A 19926-nucleotide genomic window follows, 5' to 3' on the forward strand; every position below is an offset into this window, starting at 1 on the left:
GGCGGCGCCTGGACTCCGACACCCACTGGCAGGACCGCCCGACCATCCCCAAGAAGCAGCCGCCGTACGCCAGCACAGCCCCCCGGCCGGTACAGGGGTCCCCTGGCAGCCGGGTGCCGCTTCGCCACACTGCCCCCACCCAGCCAGGCCCGCCCGCGGCCCTGTTCCCGTTCCGGGGCGGGGGTTATCGGCCGGTGGCTGGTTCAGGGGTGGGGGTGTCGTCGCGTAGCGGGGGTGGGGCGGTTGGGGAGCGTCGGGCCGTCGCGAAGATGGAGCCGCCGAGGATCAGCATGAAGGACGCGATGATCGTCCCGGTGAGGGGCTCGCCGAGGAAAACGACCCCGGCGGCCACCGCGACGGCCGGGTTCACGTAGGTGAACACCATGCCCCGGGACGTGCCGACCTCCCGGATCAGCTCGAAGAAGACGATGAACGCCAGCGCCGTGCACACCAGGCCGAGCGCGATCAGCGCCGCCACGACGCGTCCGCTCGGCATGGTCTCCGGCCGCGTCGCGATCGCCGGGCCGGAGTAGACGAGCGCGGCGATCGCCAGCGAGAACGCGGCCATGTGCAGGCTCGGGAGCTCGTGCAGCCGCCGGGTGGCGATCATCGGGGCGATCGAGTACCCGAGCGCGACCAGCATGACCTCGCCGATCGCCCAGGCGCTGCCGCCGCCGAGATGCGGCCCCGCCAGCACGCCGACGCCGGCCAGCCCGACCAGCAGCCCGGCCCAGCGCACCGGCCCCAGCCGCTCCGCGTCGCCGGTGAGCCGCGCGAGCACCACACCGATGATCGGGACGGCGGCGATCAGCAGGCCGGTCATGGAGCTGGTCAGCCGGTTCTCCGCGTCCGACACCAGCGCCCACGGGCCGAGGATCTCCACCGCGGTGAACGCCAGCAGCGGAAGCCAGTGCCGGCGGACCACGTCGAGCTGCCCCGACCTGATCACCAGCGGCAGCAGGACGAGCGCGCCGAGCGCCGTCCGCGCGAACACCACCGTGGGGACCGAGACGCTCTCGACCGCCACCTTGATCAACAGATATGGGATGCCCCACAGCACGCTCATCAGCGCGAACAGCACCCAGCCACGGCGACTCAACCCGACCTCCGATCCCGCTCGGACGTTCAGGATGCGGGGCGCCGGGACATGCTGTCTTGAACGGAGTTGCGGTAAATGCCCGGTGTGACGCCCACCACGCGTCGGAACCAGCGGGTGAGATGCGCCTGGTCGGCGAACCCGACGAGCGTCGCCGCGTCGGCCGGTCTGTGCCCCGCGTCCAGCAGCGTCCGCGCGCGAGCCACCCGATGCTGGGCGAGCCATGCGTACGGCGGCATGCCCGTCGCGTCCCGGAAGGCGCGCAGCAGCTGGTAGCGCGAGAGGTCCAGGTCGGCGGCGACCTCGGCGAGGGTCGGTGGGGCGATCATCTCGTCGGAGAGCCGTGCCGCCACGACCTGCGCGATGCGTGCCGCTTCGACCCTGCGGTGGCCGGGAGGCGCCTTGGGACGCGACGTCGCGTGCCGCCGGACCAGGGCGCCGAGCATCCCGAGCAGCCGCGACTCGCCTTCGAGCGGGTCTTCCCCGGCCCTCAGCGCACGGTGGGCCAGCCGGAGGGCCTCACCGAGCCGCGGATCGTCGATGATCGGTTCCCGGAAGTGCGGCGCCGCCTCGGCCCCGGCGGTCGTCGCCGCCCCCAGCAGGTCGGCTCCGGGATAAAGGCAGAGGTAGGCGAACCCTTCGGGATGCGCCGGGCCACCGGTGTGCGCCTCGCCGGGCTCGACCACCACGAGGCTGCCGGCCCCCGAGTAGACCTTCTCGCCCCGGTACCGCATTGTTTCCAGGCCGTCGACGGTCACGCCGATGGCGTACTCGTCGTGGGCGTGCAGCGCGTAGTGCCGGCGTCCGATTCGGGCCGTCAGCAGGTCGAGCGGTGCCCCCTGAATGCCGCCGACCCGCGTCCACAGCGTCCGGTCGCTCCGCCGCGGACCGGTGTCACGCGGAGAAGACGTGCCGAAGCCGCCAGCGGTCCTCGTCACGGCCCAACTCCACGACGGCCACGCCTTCCGCGCCGGTGACCCGCATCCGGTAGACCCTGCCCTCCTGGGCCGTCCCGTAGGTCTTCAGCACCTCGTCCACCGCGTAGCGCGCCCCTCGCCACTCGTACGCGGTGAGCCGCCCCGCCCTGTCGTGCTCCGTGCGAACCGGCTCGTTCAGCAACTGCCCCATGGCGGGAGCGTAGCACGCATTCGAACTGGTGTTCGCAGGTGAGGGCGCCTTTCATCTCCCGCTCGACCCGGCCTCGAACCCACGAAACCCGCGGCCCCGTCGACGGTTTCGCCCCCTCCGGCCTTCCGCCGCAGAGCCGAATCAAGCGCGTCATACACAAACCAACAGACAACACCTGCCCTCTCATCCTTCGCTCCGAGCCAAACCGATCAACGCCCCCATGTACATCTACGGCACCGTCGGCTTGCGGACCGCCTTGGCCCGCCGCCATCACCCCTCGACGCCGCCCCCTGCGCATCGCACAGGACTGCGCCCACCCAGGCGCCGCGCTCCGGGATGGCGGCGGGCCGGGTCGTCTATGCGATCCGCGTGCAGCGAGCACCTCGCGACCCGGCGACCTCGTCGCCGACTCCGCCCCCACGCCGCGCTATCAGCCGCTGTCTCTGCCGGACCACCGGACGCGGCTGGGGGCGGCCTCGACCGGGGATCTGACCGAGCACACCCGCAGCGTGTTCGCGCTCGTGTTCGCGCTCGCGCTCGCGTTCGCGTTCGCGTTCGCGTTCGCGCTCGCGTTCGCGCTCGCGCTCGCGGTCGGCGTCGATCGAGGGCGACGTTGACCACGGTCGCGTCGACCGCGAAGAACCGCAGCACGAGTGCGGGCGACGTGGGCTGACGACGGGGGTGGGTAAGGAAGGATCGCGGGTGGCTGAAGGGAGAAATCGTGATCAATGGTGCGCATGTCATTCTCTACAGCAACGATGCCGAGGCGGATCGCGCGTTCATCCGGAACGTCCTGGAATTTCCGGGGGTCGATGCGGGTCACGGGTGGCTGATCTTCAAGCTGCCGCCGGCGGAAGTCGCCGTGCACCCCGTCGAAGGGCCGCCGCGCCACGAGTTCTGCCTCATGTGCGACGACATCCGGGCCACGCTGGACGAGCTCGCCGACAAGGGTGTCAAGGTGGCCGCGCCCATCAGCGAGCAGGGGTGGGGACTGCTCGCGGCGATCGAACTGCCGAGCGGGGCGGAGTTGCCGATCTATCAGCCGCAGCATCCGCTGGCGAAGGACCTGTAGGGCGCGTAATCCACAGGCTGTGGACAACCTTCGCACACACCTCCTTCCTCGTCGGACTAGGCGATCCAGAGGTCGCGTCCACAAGCAGATCCCCAGAACAGCCGGGGTTTCCACGGTGCTGACGAGACATCGGGCGCCGTTGTGTCCATCATGCCGAGGGCGCCGCATGCGTCCACAGAATCCACAACCTGTGGATAACTCTCGTGCACAACCTGGGTACGACGGCCCGACTCCGCGTCCACCATTCTTCCCCAGCTCACCCCCAACCGGGGGCCAGGTTATCCACGTCGTGGAAAAGCCTCTGACCTGCGACTAGGCCACTCCTGAGCGGTGCGCCCCACAACCCGTTCACAGCCTGTGGGCGGATTCCCTCCACAACCTCACCGGGTCGGTGGACAGCGTTGCCCACAGCAATCCCCAGCCGCGTCCCCAACGGAGGCACGGTTGGCGTCGCCTCGGATGCCCGGCGCGAGGCCTGTGGTTTCGGCCGCTCCGCCCCCGCCTCACTCGGCTGATTCGCCTGCCTGCTCCGACGCGCCTTCCAGGTCGGCCAGGCGGTTGAGGTCGTCCATCAGGCCCGATGGATCGGGGAGATCTACCGCGCGGGCCTGCGCCACGAGTGCGCGTGCGCGCGACCAGTCCTCCAGTTGGACGGCCGCGTCCGCGCGCAGGACGAGGGCCTTCAGGCGTTCGGCCGGCGTCAGCGGCTCGGCAGAGGCCAGCAGGTGATCAAGGATCTTGGTGGCGGCCCGATGATCTCCCTTCGAGTCGCCCAGTAGCGCGGCCATGTGGAGGGCCTTGGCGACCGGTTCTTTCGGGACCGGCGCGTAGCGCTGGTCGTCCGAGATGGGCTGGCCGACGCGGAGCTGGAGGCCGTCCGGGTCGCTGATCAGGAACTGCCGGACGCCGTACGACATGTCCCGCACGGCACTCAGCCGGGGAAGCCCGCGCGTGGGAATCCGGCCGAGTGCCTGCCGCAACCCGCCCCGGAACGCCTCGTACAGTGCGTCGACGTCCGTTGTGGTGACGTAGCACATGTTCATGGACGCCGCCGGCTCGTGCTTCTTCCAGCCGAAGAACTGCAGCTCGATGTCACCGCGGCGAACCGCCACGCACGGGTTCGGACGAAGCTGCCAGGTGGTCTGCTCGAAGCCGAGCGCCCGGTAGAACTCCCAGGTCGCCTCGATGGAACGGCACGGATAAATCGGGATCGCCTTCTCAGCCATCCCCGGAGCGTAGGCAGCTTTAGGTATGTAGTCAAGTTTGATTAGACGCACCTCGCGCTCGGCGGCGTCCGCACGGCGTGGCGCAGGCGCGTGCTCGCCAAGGCGCGCTGAGCGATCCCGCCGCGCGAGAGCCGGCGCCGCCGCTGGCAACGGATGCGCGTATCTGACTGAACAGGGCCCTGGGTACTCGCGATCGTCACGATTCGGAGGAGGCGGCGGTTCTTCCACCACGGGCCGCCACGCGCCCCCGCCTTCGGACTGGCGAAGTTCGTCACCGGCCTCAGCCTGCCCCCCTCCACCCCCGCCGCCCCCGGACCGGCATCCGCCCCGTTCACCTGCCCTGTCCCGCCCCAGGCGCTGCTCGGTTCCAGCCCCGCCGCTGAGTACGTATCCGGGTCTGGGCGACTCTGAGACCGGCTGGCCAGGTCGGAAGCATGCTGTCGACTTCGATGAGCCCGTCATGCCCCGAGGGGCTTCTGGCCCGTGGCCGGGTGCCTTCTGCGTCGTCCTCGTGCACGTTGAGGCCGACCAGCATCGAGACACCCCAGAGCGTCCGACAGGGGAACGATTCGCGGCTTGTGTAAGGGCATGCGGCCGACTGTGGCGGGGTTGCTTTGCGGTGGGCGCGAATCCACAGGCAGACGCACTATTCCGCAGCCCGTCATGGCCCCCGGCGCGCCGTCCCAACCTGTTCAGCGTGTGACGCCCATCTGTGAGTTGCCGCGCCGCCAACTCACCGCCAAGTCCGGCCGGACGTCCGGATCGTCCCTTCCCGACGCGAGGTGTTCGTCACCACGAATGGGCGATGCCGTCCAGCACGCCACGAGGCCGTCCGCCACCTAGACGGGAGTGAACGCGTCGTTCCAGGGCGCACGAACCGGGGAGGTGAAGGATGATGTGAGCGTGATCGCGCGACCAGCGCGGCAGCGATCAACGGTTACAGCGATCACGGGCGGAGCGGAGGCGTGGGAATGTCCGCCCCCTCGGGGCCATCCTCCGCCTGGTCGCCTCCGTCGCGAGTTATCCACAGGCTGTGGACAGGGCGGCCATGGGCTTCAGCGAGAACATCGCCGCCAGGCCGTCGAGGACGCTTTCTAGACCGCCCGCCCACCACATCTCGCCGCACTCCCAGCCGCCCCGCACCAGCTGCCCACCTGCCCTGCGCCCACCAGGAACAACATGTGATCACGTGCTCAGCGCAGCCAGCACCACCACCGAGCCAACTGCGGCTCACCCGACGCTGCGTACACACCGCCGTGATCACCATGCTCTCCCTCGACACTCCGCCCGCCCAGCGGGGTGCACGGGTGGGTCGCCGAACCTTGCCGTGCCTGCACAACCTGGTGGGGTGGGAGGTCGGGGGCGCCGCCAGGAGTGAGGTCTAGGTCGCCGCAAGGCGGCGGTGCTGCGGCAGCCGGGAGTCTGTCGACCAGGACGAGCCCGCGTCATCAGGTCGCCGGCGCGCATTGCCGACAAGTTCGGACGAGGCCAAGCCCGCACCGACCCGTGGCGCGGCGGGGGCGCAGCCCAAGCGGATCAGGTCGAGGGCGGGGAGGTCTTGGCCGTGCCCGTCCACCGACCTCCCGAGGACGCTGGATCCGCTCATCTGTCGCCCGCAGCCGTTCGTGCGCGAGGCGCAACCCCGCCACAGTCGGCCGCATGCACCTACGCACGCCACGCAATCGTTCCCCTGCCGGACGTTCCGGGGTCTTGATGTTGGCCGGCCCCTCAACGTGCACGAGAACGACGCAAGAGGCGCCGCCCAGGGCCTCTGACCCATCGGGTCGCCCCGCACGCTCGGAGACACCATCGATCCGGGCCGCGAGCGACAACACGTGGGGCTGGGTCGGTTAGCGCCAGCTCGGGCGCGCCCGAGTCACCGGGCGAGACACCGCGGGTGATCCCCCGCGGCGGGCGGCCCGCGGGACGGGCGGGTTGTCCCCGGCCCGCACACCGCCGACCGCAGGGCCCTCTTACGTGCGGCGCGGGCGTCCCACCGCCGTCCCCAGACGGCCCGCGCCCGCAGTTTCCACACCGACGCCCAAGGACGATTGCCGTTCCGTCCGTCGCGCTAGGCGCTGACCGATCCGCGCAGACAACCCATGGGATGCTCCGGCCGCGGCTGGATGTCACGCCACATCTCTCGTCCGCCTCACGGCACAACCCGTCTGAGACAGGGCTGCGCGGGCCGGTTACCTGCCCAGGGTCGCTCAGCTCGCCTCCTACACTGCGTCTGCCGCCGGCGACCAGGCTCTGCGCGCGGACGAACGGCAAGGAGGTCAGGTGGCAGACGGCGAGCGGCCCCGCAGAATCTGCTCGATGCCCGAACCGTGAGCCCCCCTTCCGCCACCGTCGTCGACCTGCTTTCGGAGCCGAGAACCGCCGGCAAATGCCCTGGCTCTGGGACGCCCGTCCCGGGCAGACTTTGCGGATGCCCACCCGCACCCTCTGGCGTCCGGTCGGCCCGACCGAATTGGAACTCCTGCGCGCCTCGGACTGGCGGTCGTGGCCGCCGCGCCTTCCGGATCAGCCGATCTTTTACCCCGTCCTCAACGAGGAGTACGCGATCAAGATCGCACGCGACTGGAACGTGCCCGCCCACGGCTCCGGTTACGTGACACGATTCGAGGTGGACGCCGCCTTCGCCGCTCGCTATCCGGTCCGCCAGGTCGGCGGCCGAACCATCCTGGAACTGTGGGTGCCCGCGGAGGAACTTCAGGAGTTCAACGAGCACATCGTCGGCCGCATCGAAGTCATCCACGACTTTCACACCGAGCCTCCGGCCTGACGATTCGAGTTATCCACAACCTGTGGAGAAACCCCCCGCTCCTATGGATAACCCTCTGTGATCTGTCCACACAAGGCGCCCTCTGTGGGCGTCCGAACGCATGACACTCCCGAGGGCGTGGAGACGCCGAATGCCCTTCCTGCCTGATGGGACGCGGTGAGGCTGACCCGGAGCCTCCTCGACTTCCGCAGCGTTCGAGTGGTCATCTCGATGGCCAGGGAGCAACGGTCTCCCAACCTCGGGAACGCCCCCCGCGCCATCGAACATGTCAGCGCGCTGAACACCCCCGGCTATTCGTTGTGGTGGCCCAGACAACCCCGGATCAGGTGATCTCGCACCTCTCATTCCGTCCTACGAGCGGACCAACGGCCTGACAAGGCCTGGCCCGACCTGTGCGCCCGCTAACCACACAGATGCCGAACGCTCTGCACCCACCACGGGGGCCCACGCCTCTACGACGCACCGAGTCCCGCTACTCGACCGGATCCGAGCAAGCCTTGAAAGCCGCCGCCGCAAGATCAACGAGGATCGGACGAAAGTACCCACCTGGCCGACGACTGCATTCCGTGCAGGCGGGCCCCGATGGGCCGACAGCACGCAACGGCCGACCGCCCGTCGTAATCCGCGACCCGTCGTAATCCCCGGCGTCCACCCGAAGCCGGGATCATGAAAGGCCGCTGAGCAGGACCGGCGGCACGGCGACCACGGCCGCACGGCCGGCTTCATCGGGGCGCATTCGGCCACCTCCGCCAGGCAGCCGACGGCGGGGACGTCGTTGTCGCCCACCGGCCTCGTTGGGGGGCCGGTCCACGCACGGCGGCCAGCCTGATTGACTCATGCGCCGGCCTCAGCGGGCGGCGCCCTCCTGCGCTCGCCGCCCTTGTGAAGGCGCCCGCAGAGCCCCCGGAGCGCCTCCTTCACTGCCGCGCCCCCGCCCGGCCGCGAAGCGCACTAGCGTCTCGGCGCGGCAGATTCGGGCCGGTGGCCCGGTCGCATGGCCAGCACCTTGCCTTGTGGCGCAGCTGGGCGAGACTTCGCGGTGCTCTCCGGTGCCCGTACCGCCGACGGCGCCCTTCCAGGACGGCAAAGCGTGCGCGTGCGGCCTCGCCGCAGACGATGACCGACCTGGTCAGCAGGCTACGAAATGCAGCCCGAACGCCGCATCGGCGAAGAAGCCTGTGGATGCGCGACGCGATACGCGAGCCGCGCATCGGGAGTTGCCCCAAGTCAAGGATGCGCTCAGCTCGATCATGTCTTGGCCGGTGCGCCGGCTCTCCGTGCCCCACACCCGCTGCCCGGCCCGTGAATCAGCGGTTCTTGCCGCGACGGCGCCCTTCGGCCGTCCATGACAAGTCCGTCCCGCTGTGCCCCTGGGAGCCCCTGTCCCACGCCCGCATGTCACGACGGTTTTCGCGTGCTTCGGACATCATCGCCGCACCGTCTCGGAACCGATGCCCCCGCTTGCGGAGACGTCGGTCGTAAATTGCCCCGAACAAGAGCAACAGAGCGACAAAGCCGAGAATCACCATCCACCACATGCAGTGATACTCCTAGATCAAGCTCAACCCGAGAAGGAACAACTGCACAGAACTTCGGATCACCGCAAGGGGGCGGCCAACGCGGCGGGCGCCCGCCGGCACGGCGCCCTGGACCCACGTCGCCGCACATCGGACGGCCTGTCGAACCTGGAGCCCTGCGCAGCGGCCCCGTCGGCTCTCGCGTGAATGGGCCGGTGATGCGTCCGTCTGCAGACGCCGGCGGATATGGCGGGTTGATCACCTGCGAGGTGAAGGTGGACTCCACCGTTGTGCGGACGCACCAGCACGCCGCCAGCGCCGGGAAGAGGGGCTGTGCAAGCCGAGGCGCCCGGAGAGGTGACCCGGGAGCCGAACGATCAAGCGCTGATGGTTTCGGTGCGGGTGATCGACCAAACACCATCCGGCCTATGAGCAAGGGCAAGAGCCGTTGTCGCTGGTGGCCAGCGCCGGGCGGCGCGGGGACGCTCCGCAGTTGCGTGTCGGTTGTTCATCAAGCGGGGCCGAGCAGGTCCCATCGGTTGCCGGCTATGTCGAGGAACACGGCGACTTGCCCGTAGGCCTCTGTGCGTGGCGCGGTGACGAAGTTGACTCCGGCGGCCGTCATGCGTTCATAGGCGGCATCGAAATCGTCCGTTTGGAGAAAGAACCCGACACGACCGGCCACCTGGTTCCCGACGGCACCGGCTTGACGCTCACCGTCCGCACGGGCCAGCAGGATGCCGGTCTCGGTGCCCGGCGGCCGGACGACGACCCAGCGTTTCGGACGGCCGTCGTTGGTCAGTGATGGCGAGTCCTCGACCAGGTCGAATCCTAATACGGTGGTGAAGAACTCGATGGCTTGGTCGTAGTCGTCCACAACGATCGTGATCAGTGTCAGTCGCACTGCATGAGAGTAGCGGCGCCCGCCGAGGCTCACGGCTCACGCAGCGGCACGCCCCCGGCCCGACCGACGTCTATTGAGCCAGCGTGGCTCGCTCACCGCCTGCACCACTGGAAGTGCCGCTGCGAGTACTGCAAGGAGGCCTACCACCTCTACCGCGCCCAGCGTCGAGCCACAGGCAGGGACAGCCCGCGCTCGCCGGGCGTACGGCAGTCCGACGGCCACATCCCGGCCGACTGGTTCCGCAAGCAGATCTGGAACCCGGCCAGCAAGACCGCCGGGCTGTGCCACGTCACCCGCACCACTTGCGTCACGCCCACGCTTCCTGGCTCCTGGCTCCTGGCCAGCGGTGCAGACCTCCGGGTCGTCCAAGAACGCCTGGGCCATGCCTCGATGGCCACGACCGATCAGTACCTCCACACCCTCCCCAACGCCGACGAGCCCCCTCGCCGCCCTCAACAAGATCTGCGGACCTCAGATCAACGAGGCCTGGACACCTCCGAGTTGGACACTCCCAAGGCCGAGAACGAACGCCTCCGAGCCGCCCTTGCCGACGTGGCCCTGGCGCTCCGCCCCGACTCCGGTCCCGCTTGGACACGGCCTGACCGCAGGCCCCACCCCAGCGGAGTCAGAGACCGGGCTAGCGTCGGTTCCGGCCGAACTCGCGTTGTGGGTCGATGCCCTGGAGCTCGTCTCGGACTACTGCCCGGAGTTGTTCGCGGAGTTCGGCGGCGGCGTCGTGGAGCCCGGCGCCGAAGGCGACGTTCCAGTCCTCGCACAGTTGCCACACACGTCCACTTCCGAACGCCTGGACCCCGATCAGCACGTCTATCGTCCAGTCGATGCGCTTGCCCCAGGGCCATTGTTCGTCGAACTGTCGGAGCTTGTCCTGGTCGTCCCGCGCCTCATAGTCGGCCCGCTTGGTCACCAAGTCGACCCAGCGCAGGAGGATGAAGTAGGCGTCCCTGCGTTCGTGGCGCCCGTGACGACAGGTGCGACCCACTCCGACGGTCGGGGGTTCGCAAGTCACTTGCGGGCCTCCGGGTCAGATGGCCGTCCTAGCCACCTCGATCACGATCACGGTGGTGACCTGGACGGCGATGTTGATCGCTCTGCAGGTCCACCACGGCCACTGACACGGCCGCGGAATGTGCGCCAACCGACCACCTCCAGGGTTGGCCGACCGGGCTCCCTGCCGTCCCCGCCGGAGCGCTGCCGGCTGGGCTCTGTGGTGAGTCCACACTTCCGCGGGCGGCGCTAGCCGATCGACGCCGGCTCGTCCGGCAGATGGATGAATGAGCGCCGCTCGGGACGGTGTTCCGCTGTCCGTTCCGCGTGAAAGTGATGAGTGGCCGCCGCTCTGAGCAGGCGCCCGCACGGTAGGTCTGAAGGGAGCTCGTTGGAGTTGTTCAGACTGGCATTGCAGTTTCGGTTGATCTTGGCTGGGGTGTCAGTAGAGGAACGGCGGGGTGGGCAGGACCTTGCCGTTGTCGAGGGTGAGGTCGGTGCCCGCTGAGCGTCCCATGAGCCAGGCGAGCAGGGATGCTTGGCGACCTCGAATCATGGGTGTGTCGTTGCCGGCGGATATGTCATACCGAACGTCGGTGTTGGTGGCGTGGAGCCGCATGGGGGGCGCATTCTCGCGGCGGTTGAGGGCTGTGGTGACGACGTCGAGTTCGTAGGCGACGAAGTCGGCGGGCCAGTCGTCAGGTGTGAAGCCGACCTGTAGATCGACGTGGTGGACGAGCACTTCGCAGAGTCGTGCGTCGGCGATCCTGGCGGCGGGATGCCGTTGCCCGGCAGTCCACTGGACCATATGTCGCCAGGCCTCGGCGGGCATCAGCGAGTACTCGGCCGCGAATTGGTCGGCGCTGGCGCGAACGTCTGCGATCAGTTCGGTGGTGCTTCGGTCGGCGCCCGCTTCGATCTGGGCTGCCCGCGCCGTCAGGCTCGGGTATTCCTGCGCGGGCTCTCCTGTCCGTGCCCAGTTCAGCAGCCGCGTGCCGCCTTCGGCGTTGCGGGCCAGATGGGTCAGTACGTGGCCTCGTATCCAGCCCGGCAGTAGGGACGGGAGGCGCATGTCATCGTCGCTGAGGCCGTCAGTGGTGGTGATCAGGTGCTCGGTCGCGGTGGTGATCCGGTCAAGGAGCACAGCAGGTTCAAAGCCCGATTCCAGATCTGGAGCCATGCACTCATAGTCGACCTGTCGGGGGTGTCGGAGGCGCCGTCGGGCCTCGCCGGGTCCTTGAGGAACAGGGTCAGGGACGGTCGGGGGTCTCGGGGGATCGGGTCGTGCCCCGTGGGGGCTCGGAGTCCGAGTGCCGTGGGAGTGCCAGACGATCAAAAGACCGGTTCCGATCTACGCGGAACCGGTCTCTGACCTGCGTTGGGCTGGTGGGCCTAGGTGGACTTGAACCACCGGCCTCATCCTTATCAGGGATGCGCTCTAACCGACTGAGCTATAGGCCCGGAGTGTGCCGCCGCCCTGGCGGCGCAACGAGAGGTTACCCCATCTGGGCGGACAACCGGAAATCGTTTCGGGGCGGCGGCGGGTGGGGGTTACTCGGCCTCCTTGAGGGTGACCTCGACGCCGCCGACGAGGTCGGCGGCGAGGTTGTAGATGACGGAGCCGACCGTGGAGAGGGCGGTGATGAGCAGGACGTTCAGGGCGCCGACGAGGACGGTGTAGCCGAAGACGCGGAAGAAGGAGAACCAGTTGCCGGCGTCGACGCTGCTGCTGGTCTCGCCCTGCTCCTTGGTGAGGCTGTTGATCGTGTCGCTGATGGCGTCGAAGACGCCGAGGCCGGACAGGATCGCGTACAGGACGATGACGGCGACGAGTAGGACGACGAAGCAGACCAGCGACATGACGAAGCTGAACTTCATCACCGACCAGGGCTCCAGGCGGGAGAGCTGGAGCTGGGCCTTGCGGGCGGGCTTGCCGTTGGCGGCCTTCGCGGCCGCGCTGTTCGCCGGGGCGACGGAGGTGGACGGCCGGTCCTTCAGGACGGTGCCGGCGAAGCCGCGGAGGCCGCCGCCGGAGTTCGAGCCCGAGGACGCGTTGCCCGAGTCGGCGCCCGCCGATTTGAACGGCTTGGCGGGCTTGTCCGTACGTCCTGTCGAGACCGATCCGGACGGCTCGGCGGGTTTGGCCCAGCCCGCCGGGCCGGAGGCGGACGCCGCCGGTGTGGAGGCCGCGGGACTCGCGGCCGGCTTGCCGGTGGCAGGCGGGGCCGGTGAGGAGGGTGTGGACTCGGCCTTCGGCTTGCCGTCCTTGGGCGGTTCCGCGGTGTCCTTGACCGGGGCGATCTCCGGCGTGTCCGGTTCGTCACCGAGGTGGGCGAGATCGGTCCTGGTCTCCTCGGCCCCCGAACCGGACTTGTCGGACTCGATGTCGACGGTCGTCTCGTCCCTGCTGGACTTGGCGGACGCGGCGGCGACCGTCCGGCCCGGCTTCGCGGCCGGTTTGCCGCCGGAGGGTTTCGCCCCCGGTTCGGACCCGCCCGGCTTGGCGGCCGCGGGCTTGCCGGCGGACGGCTTCCGCTTCGAGGCGGCCTGCTTGGCGGGTGCCTCGTCCTTCTTGCCCGTGCCGGGCCCGTCCTGGTCGTTGCCGGGCTCGGTGCTCACGTGTCCTCCTGGCCTAGCGGCTCGGTGACGATGCAGGATGCGTCACTCACCGTCGGTCCCTTCCGCGTCGTCCGAGTCCTCCATGGACTCTACGTTCCTCGCGATGGCCACCACGCTGTCCCCGTCCGCGAGGTTCATCAGGCGGACGCCCATGGTCTGCCTGCCGGACTGCTTGATCTCGGCGGCGGTCGTCCTGATCACGCCACCGTTCGACGTCATCGCGAACACCTCGTCGTCCGGGCCCACCATCAAGGCCCCTACCAACATGCCCCGCGATTCCACGATCTTAGCGGTGAGGACCCCCTTACCCCCACGCCCTTGGAGGGGGTATTGGTCCACGCGGGTGCGCTTGGCGTAGCCGCCTTCGGTGGCCACCAGGACGTCGTCCGAGGTGTCGGTCACGACCAGCATGTTGAGGACCTCCTGGTCCTCCTCGAACCGCATGCCGATCACGCCGGACGTGGCGCGCCCCATCGGCCGCAGCGACTCGTCGTCGGCGCGGAACCGGATCGCCTGGGCGCCGGTGGAGACCATGAGCAGGTTGTCGTCGGACGAGACGAGCCGCGCCGCGATCACCTCGTCGTCGTCGACCAGGTTGATCGCGATGATGCCGCCGGTGCGGGGCGAGTCGAAGTCGCGCAGGGCGGTCTTCTTGACGCGGCCCTTCTTCGTGCCGAGGACGAGGTAGGGGGCGACCTCGTAGTCGCGCAGGTCCATGACCTGGGCGATGTGCTCGTCCGGCTGGAAGGCCAGCAGGTTCGCGACGTGCTGGCCGCGCGAGTCGCGTCCGGCGTCGGGCAGTTCGTACGCCTTGGCCCGGTAGACGCGGCCCTTGTTGGTGAAGAACAGGATCCAGTGGTGCGTCGTGGTGACGAAGAACTGGTCGACGATGTCGTCCTGCTTCAGCTGCGCGCCGCGGACGCCCTTGCCGCCGCGCCGCTGCGCCCGGTACAGGTCGGTCTTGGTGCGCTTGGCGTAGCCGCCGCGGGTGATCGTGACGACGACGTCCTCTTCGGCGATGAGGTCCTCGTACGACACGTCCCCGTCGAACGGGATGATCTCGGTGCGCCGCTCGTCGCCGTACTTCTCGACGATGGGGGCGAGCTCGTCGCCGACGATCCGCCGCTGCCGCTCGGGCGAGCCGAGGATGTCGTTGTAGTCGGCGATCTCCGCCATGAGCTTGTCGTACTCGTCGGTGATCTGCTGGCGCTCCAGGGCGGCGAGCTTGCGCAGCTGCATGTCGAGGATGGCCTGCGCCTGGATCTCGTCGATCTCCAGCAGCGACATCAGGCCCTGCTGCGCCTCGGACGCCGACGGGGAGCGCCGGATCAGCGCGATGACCTCGTCGATCCGGTCGAGGGCCTTCAGCAGGGCGCGCAGGATGTGGGCGCGCTCCTCGGCCTTGCGGAGCAGGAACCGGGTGCGGCGGACGATGACGTCGATCTGGTGCGCGACCCAGTGCCGGACGAACTGGTCGATGCGCAGGGTGCGCGGCACGCCGTCGACCAGCGCGAGCATGTTCGCGCCGAACGTCTCCTGCAGCTGGGTGTGCTTGTACAGGTTGTTCAGGACGACCTTGGCGACGGCGTCCCGCTTGAGGACGATGACGAGGCGCTGCCCCGTCCGGCCGGAGGTCTCGTCGCGGACGTCGGCGATGCCGTCGAGCTTGCCGTCCTTCACCCCGTCGGCGATCTTGAGGGCGAGGTTGTCCGGGTTGACCTGGTACGGCAGTTCGGTGACGACGAGGCAGGTGCGGCCCTGGATCTCCTCGACCTCGACGACGGCGCGCATGGTGATCGAGCCGCGGCCGGTGCGGTAGGCCTCCTCGATGCCCTTGCGGCCGACGATGAGGCCGGCGGTCGGGAAGTCGGGGCCCTTGACCCGCTCGATCAGCGCTTCGAGCAGCTCCTCGTCGGATGCGCCGTAGTTGTCCAGGTACCAGCGGACGCCGTCGACGACCTCGCGCAGGTTGTGCGGCGGGATGTTCGTCGCCATCCCCACCGCGATGCCGGCGGACCCGTTGACCAGCAGGTTCGGGTACCGGGACGGCAGGACGTCCGGCTCCTGCGAGCGGCCGTCGTAGTTGGGGGAGAAGTCGACGGTCTCCTTGTCGATGTCGCGCAGCAGCTCCATCGCCAGCGGCGCCATGCGGCACTCGGTGTACCGCATGGCCGCGGCGGGGTCGTTGCCGCGCGAGCCGAAGTTGCCGTTGGGGTCGACCAGCGGGTACCGCATCGACCAGTGCTGCGCGAGCCGGACGAGCGCGTCGTAGATGGCGGAGTCGCCGTGCGGGTGGTAGTTCCCCATGACGTCGCCGACGACGCGGGCGCACTTGAAGTAGCCGCGGTCGGGACGGTAGCCGCCGTCGTACATCGCGTACAGGACGCGGCGGTGCACGGGTTTGAGGCCGTCACGCACCTCTGGCAGCGCGCGCGCGACGATGACCGACATCGCGTAGTCGAGATAGCTCTTCTGCATCTCGACCTGGATGTCGACCGGTTCGATGCGCTCGCCCGGGTGTCCGCCCTCTGCGGTCACGTCCGTCACTCTCAAGACCTCTTCTGCTCGGTGGGAACGAAGTACTTCCGCCTGCGGGAGTCAGGCCGCTGGGAGCCCGGCCCAGACGGGTACCTCAGATGTCGAGGAAGCGCACGTCCTTGGCGTTGCGCTGGATGAACTCCCGGCGGGGCTCGACCTCCTCGCCCATGAGCACGCTGAACAGCTCGTCCGCCTGCGCGGCGTCGTCCAGCTGGACCTGCAGCAGGACCCGGTTGTCGGGGTCCATGGTGGTGTCCCACAGCTCGTTGGCGTTCATCTCGCCGAGGCCCTTGAAGCGCTGCACCAGGTCGCGGGGGCGGGGGTCGCGCTTCCCGGCGGCGATGCCGGCCTCGATGATCGCGTCGCGCTCGGCGTCGGAGAAGGCGTAGTCGGCCTCGTTGCCCCGGGCGTCCCACTTGATCTTGTAGAGCGGGGGCTGGGACAGGTAGACGTGCCCGGCCTCGATCAGCGGCTTCATGAACCGGAACAGCAGCGTCATCAGCAGCGTGTTGATGTGGTGGCCGTCCACGTCGGCGTCCGACATCAGGATGATCTTGTGGTAGCGGAGCCTGGTGATGTCGAACTCGTCGTGCACGCCGGTGCCGAGCGCCGTGATGATCGCCTGCACCTCGTTGTTCTTGAGGATCTTGTCGATCCGGGCCTTCTCCACGTTGAGGATCTTGCCGCGGATCGGGAGGATCGCCTGGAAGTGCGGGTTGCGGCCGCCCTTCGCGGAGCCGCCCGCGGAGTCGCCCTCGACGATGTACAGCTCGGACTTGGCGGGGTCGGTGGACTGGCAGTCCGACAGCTTGCCGGGCAGCGACGTCGACTCCAGCAGGCTCTTGCGGCGGGTCAGGTCGCGCGCCTGCCGCGCCGCGACCCGCGCCCGCGCCGCCTGCGACGCCTTGTTGATGATCTCCTTGGCCTCGCCGGGGTTCTCCTCGAACCAGTCGCGCAGGTAGACGTTGCAGGCCCGCTGCACGAACGACTTGGCCTCGGTGTTGCCGAGCTTGGTCTTGGTCTGCCCCTCGAACTGCGGGTCGGCCAGCTTGATCGAGATGATCGCGGTGAGGCCCTCGCGGACGTCCTCACCGGTGAGGTTGTCGTCCTTCTCGCGCAGCAGCCCCTTGTCGCGGGCGTACCGGTTGACGATCGTGGTCAGCGCCGCGCGGAAGCCCTCCTCGTGGGTGCCGCCCTCCGCCGTGTTGATCGTGTTGGCGAAGGTGTGCACGGACTCGGCGTACGACGAGTTCCACTGCATCGCGATCTCGACCGACATGCCCGTCGTGTCGTCGTTGAAGTAGACGACCGACTCGTGCGCGGCGTCCTTGCGCGCGTTGAGGTAGCGGACGAAGTCCTCGATACCGCCCTCGTAGTGGTACCGGACGACGTGCGGCTCGCCGTTGATGTGGTCGGGACGCTCGTCCCGCAGCGTGATGGACAGGCCGCGGTTGAGGAACGCCATCTCCTGCATGCGGCGGGAGAGGGTCTCGAAGTTCCACTCGGTCGTCTCGAAGATGTCGGGGTCCGGCCAGAACCGGATGAGGGTCCCGGTGTCGGTGGTCTCCTCGCCCTTCTGGAGCTCGATCTCGGGGCCCTGCCACGTGTAGGACTGACGCCACACGTGGCCGTCGGTGCGGACCACAGCCTCCAGCCGGGTGGACAGCGCGTTCACCACGGCCGAGCCCACCCCGTGCAGGCCGCCCGAGACCGCGTAGGACTTGCCGTCGAACTTGCCGCCCGCGTGCAGCGTGGTCAACACCAGCTCGATGGCCGGACGTTTCTCCACCGGGTGCTCGCCGACCGGGATGCCGCGGCCGTTGTCGTCCACGCTGACGCCGCCGTCGGCCATCAGGGTGACCACGATGTTGTCGGCGTAGCCGGCCAGGGCCTCGTCGACCGCGTTGTCCACGATCTCGTAGACGAGGTGGTGCAGGCCGCGCTCACCGGTCGAGCCGATGTACATGCCCGGGCGCTTCCGAACCGCCTCAAGCCCTTCAAGGACAGTGATCGAACTAGCGTCGTACGCCAAAGGAGATCCTCCTGCCGGGGATGTCCGCCGCTCCGCGCCCGAGGGAGGCGCGGTGTGCCCCGTAACACACATGAGGGCACCCGGTTGTGCTCTGTTCGTTGTGGTCAGAGCCCCGGGCGCCCCAAGGCGGCACTGCATCCTGAACCCACATTCATTCTACCGGGTCGGCCGACGAAACGTGGCACTCCCGAGCGCTGTGTGCGCGTGTGGCGGCCGAGTGGGCCTGGAGCCACATCCCCCCATTGGCCCCGGGGGGTTCTCTGGCCTACGTGGCGCTCGCCGCTGAACTGGGCGACTCACCCGCCGAACAGATGTTCCCACCCGCCACTTCCGCCTCAGCGGGCGCGCCACGCGCCCGTCCGGCGCGGCCCGGAGGCCGGGCCCACCACCTTCACCCGCCGGACGGTGCCGTGGCCGAGCTCCTCGTTCAGCCGCCGGACGAGCGTGGACGACAGCAGGCGGAGCTGCGTCGCCCACGTCGTCGAGTCGGCGGCGACGGTCAGCTCGCCGTCCTCGAAGCGGTCCGGGCGGGTGTGCTCGGCCAGTTCGGCGCCCACGATGTTCGCCCAGTTGCCGAACACGCCGCCGACGGCCGCCCGCTGCTCCCACCCGCGGGACGCCAGCAGGTCGCGGATCGCACTGCCGAAGAGCTTCGGGTCGCCGCCGCGTCCGGGCTCCCGTACGCGGACGACCCGCCCGCCGCCCTTGCGCTTCTGGCCGGGGAGCGTGCCGCGCTTCAGGGCGTCCGCCTTCGCCTGGGCGAGCGCCTCACGTGCCAGCTCGATCCCCGACTTGGCGGGAACCGCGCCGTCTCCGGCGGAGTTGTCCACATCCTGTGGATCGTTCACGCGCTCGCCCCCTTGTGGTCCCGGACGATCTGGCCGTCGAAGACGGTATACGAGGCCCCTGTCAATTCGGCGGGGACGTCGGCGGGGACGGCCGCCGTGATGAGCACCTGCTCCGCCGGCGCGACCATCTCGGCCAGGCGGCTCCGCCGCCCCGTGTCGAGCTCGGCGAACACGTCGTCCAGGATCAGCACCGGGTCGTCGCCGTCCGCGCGGAGCAGGTCGAACGCCGCCAGCCGCAGGCCGAGCGCGAACGACCACGACTCGCCGTGGCTGGCGTAGCCGCGCGCCGGAAGCTCCCCCAGGCGCAGGACCAACTCGTCCCGGTGCGGGCCGACGAGGCTCACGCCGCGCTCAAGCTCCTGCTTCCGGGACTCGCCGACCGCCGCGAGCATCTGCTCGGCCAGTTGTCCACGGTCTGTGGACAACTCCACGTCACCGAGCGAGCTCCTGTAGACGACGTCGACCGCGCCACTGTGCGGCGCGAGCGCCTCGTAGGCCCGCGTGATCAGCGGACGGAGCGCGGCGACGAGATCCAGCCTCGCGGCGAGAAGCTCCGATCCCGTACGCGCCAGATGCGAGTCCCACACGTCCAGCGTCGCCAGTACCTCGGGACCGGGGGAGCGCCTGTGCGCGGCCGCCGACTTCAAAAGGGCGTTGCGCTGCTTCAGGACGCGGTCGTAGTCCGAACGCACGCCGGCGAACCGCGGAGCCCGCGCGGTCAGCAGCTCGTCCATGAACCGGCGCCGCTCCCCCGGATCGCCCTTCACGAGCGCGAGGTCCTCCGGCGCGAACAGCACGGTCCGCAGCATCCCCAGGATCTCGCGCGGCCTGGGGACGGGGGACCGGTTGAGCCGCGCCCGGTTCGCCTTGCCCGGGTTGATCTCGAGCTCGATCAGCGCCCTGCGGTCGTCCTTCACCACCCCGGCCCGGACGATCGCGCGCGGCGCCCCGTGCCGGACGAGCGGCGCGTCCGTCGCGGCCCGGTGGCTGCCGTGCGAGGCGACGTACCCGACGGCCTCGACCAGGTTCGTCTTGCCCTGGCCGTTCGGCCCCACGAACGCCGTGACCCCCGGCTCCAGCGCGACCTCGGCGGCCGGATAGGACCGGAAGTCCTGCAACGAAAGGTGGGCGACATGCACGACACCCGAGCGTA

General features: G+C 69.3%; 13 protein-coding genes, 1 tRNA gene and 2 pseudogenes. 3 read left to right on the plus strand and 13 right to left on the minus strand.

Going from position 1 to position 19926, the window contains the following annotated elements; all coding sequences use genetic code 11:
• Positions 1-184: 184 nt before the first annotated feature.
• Genes K8Z49_RS30145 through K8Z49_RS30155 form a run of 3 tightly spaced genes read right to left on the minus strand, consistent with a single transcriptional unit; the run spans position 185 to position 2224 of the window.
• Positions 185-1099 (minus strand): DMT family transporter, encoded by a 915-nt coding sequence (locus K8Z49_RS30145; RefSeq protein WP_111832740.1) that lies wholly within the window; start codon positions 1097-1099, stop codon positions 185-187.
• A gap of 26 nt (positions 1100-1125) precedes the next feature.
• Positions 1126-2034 carry an AraC family transcriptional regulator gene (locus K8Z49_RS30150; protein WP_412515808.1) on the minus strand — a complete coding sequence of 303 codons (909 nt, stop codon included), beginning with the start codon at positions 2032-2034 and terminating at the stop codon, positions 1126-1128.
• Positions 1991-2224 carry a hypothetical protein gene (locus tag K8Z49_RS30155; RefSeq protein WP_021592717.1) on the minus strand — a complete coding sequence of 78 codons (234 nt, stop codon included), beginning with the start codon at positions 2222-2224 and terminating at the stop codon, positions 1991-1993. The genes K8Z49_RS30150 and K8Z49_RS30155 overlap by 44 nt, the downstream gene beginning before the upstream one ends.
• Before the next feature lie 721 nt (positions 2225-2945).
• On the opposite strand from K8Z49_RS30155, the gene K8Z49_RS30160 reads away from it, so the two are divergent.
• Entirely contained in the window at positions 2946-3296 is a 351-nt protein-coding gene (locus K8Z49_RS30160; RefSeq protein ID WP_021592715.1) for a VOC family protein, read from the plus strand.
• 503 nt (positions 3297-3799) lie between these two features.
• Here K8Z49_RS30160 and K8Z49_RS30165 read toward each other — a convergent pair.
• On the minus strand, positions 3800-4522 hold the full coding sequence (locus K8Z49_RS30165) for a bleomycin resistance protein (protein WP_021592714.1): 723 nt from the start codon (positions 4520-4522) through the stop codon (positions 3800-3802).
• Positions 4523-6953: 2431 nt separating this feature from the next.
• On the opposite strand from K8Z49_RS30165, the gene K8Z49_RS30170 reads away from it, so the two are divergent.
• Positions 6954-7310, plus strand: a complete 357-nt coding sequence (locus tag K8Z49_RS30170) for a hypothetical protein (protein ID WP_024934668.1) — start codon at positions 6954-6956, stop codon at positions 7308-7310.
• Positions 7311-9338: 2028 nt separating this feature from the next.
• Here the strand turns inward: K8Z49_RS30170 and K8Z49_RS30175 are convergent.
• Positions 9339-9731 carry a VOC family protein gene (locus K8Z49_RS30175; RefSeq protein ID WP_412515809.1) on the minus strand — a complete coding sequence of 131 codons (393 nt, stop codon included), beginning with the start codon at positions 9729-9731 and terminating at the stop codon, positions 9339-9341.
• Positions 9732-9734: 3 nt separating this feature from the next.
• Here K8Z49_RS30175 and K8Z49_RS30180 point away from each other — a divergent pair.
• Positions 9735-10109 (plus strand): annotated as a pseudogene (locus K8Z49_RS30180) (hypothetical protein); the annotation flags it as partial.
• A gap of 259 nt (positions 10110-10368) precedes the next feature.
• Here the strand turns inward: K8Z49_RS30180 and K8Z49_RS30185 are convergent.
• From K8Z49_RS30185 to recF, 8 genes and pseudogenes are all read right to left on the minus strand, one after another.
• Complete coding sequence (locus tag K8Z49_RS30185; RefSeq protein WP_412521336.1) at positions 10369-10656, minus strand: hypothetical protein; 288 nt, start codon at positions 10654-10656, stop codon at positions 10369-10371.
• Positions 10657-11178: 522 nt separating this feature from the next.
• Positions 11179-11916, minus strand: coding sequence for a maleylpyruvate isomerase family mycothiol-dependent enzyme (locus K8Z49_RS30190; RefSeq protein ID WP_412515810.1), 738 nt, complete (start codon positions 11914-11916; stop codon positions 11179-11181).
• Positions 11917-12120: 204 nt separating this feature from the next.
• Positions 12121-12197, minus strand: a tRNA-Ile gene (locus K8Z49_RS30195).
• Between the two features lie 90 nt (positions 12198-12287).
• Positions 12288-12659 (minus strand): annotated as a pseudogene (locus K8Z49_RS30200) (DUF3566 domain-containing protein); the annotation flags it as partial.
• 738 nt (positions 12660-13397) lie between these two features.
• Complete coding sequence (gene gyrA, locus K8Z49_RS30205; RefSeq protein WP_021592703.1) at positions 13398-15902, minus strand: DNA gyrase subunit A; 2505 nt, start codon at positions 15900-15902, stop codon at positions 13398-13400.
• An 85-nt stretch (positions 15903-15987) separates the two neighbouring features.
• Positions 15988-17925, minus strand: coding sequence for a DNA topoisomerase (ATP-hydrolyzing) subunit B (gene gyrB, locus K8Z49_RS30210; RefSeq protein WP_075024544.1), 1938 nt, complete (start codon positions 17923-17925; stop codon positions 15988-15990).
• 335 nt (positions 17926-18260) lie between these two features.
• Positions 18261-18773, minus strand: a complete 513-nt coding sequence (locus K8Z49_RS30215; RefSeq protein WP_244938810.1) for a DUF721 domain-containing protein — start codon at positions 18771-18773, stop codon at positions 18261-18263.
• A complete protein-coding gene (gene recF / locus K8Z49_RS30220; RefSeq protein WP_021592700.1) occupies positions 18770-19912 on the minus strand; it encodes a DNA replication/repair protein RecF in 1143 nt (380 codons plus the stop codon). The genes K8Z49_RS30215 and recF overlap by 4 nt, the downstream gene beginning before the upstream one ends.
• Between the last annotated feature and the right edge of the window lie 14 nt (positions 19913-19926).

The organism is Actinomadura madurae, assembly GCF_047130825.1.
Lineage (GTDB): Bacteria > Actinomycetota > Actinomycetes > Streptosporangiales > Streptosporangiaceae > Spirillospora > Spirillospora madurae.

Coding starts and splice junctions, on each gene's coding strand:
- K8Z49_RS30155 (WP_021592717.1), bottom strand. CDS start 2,224: ATGGGGCAGTTGCTGAACGAGCCGGTTCGCACGGAGCACGACAGGGCG.
- K8Z49_RS30165 (WP_021592714.1), bottom strand. CDS start 4,522: ATGGCTGAGAAGGCGATCCCGATTTATCCGTGCCGTTCCATCGAGGCG.
- K8Z49_RS30170 (WP_024934668.1), top strand. CDS start 6,954: ATGCCCACCCGCACCCTCTGGCGTCCGGTCGGCCCGACCGAATTGGAA.
- K8Z49_RS30190 (WP_412515810.1), bottom strand. CDS start 11,916: ATGGCTCCAGATCTGGAATCGGGCTTTGAACCTGCTGTGCTCCTTGAC.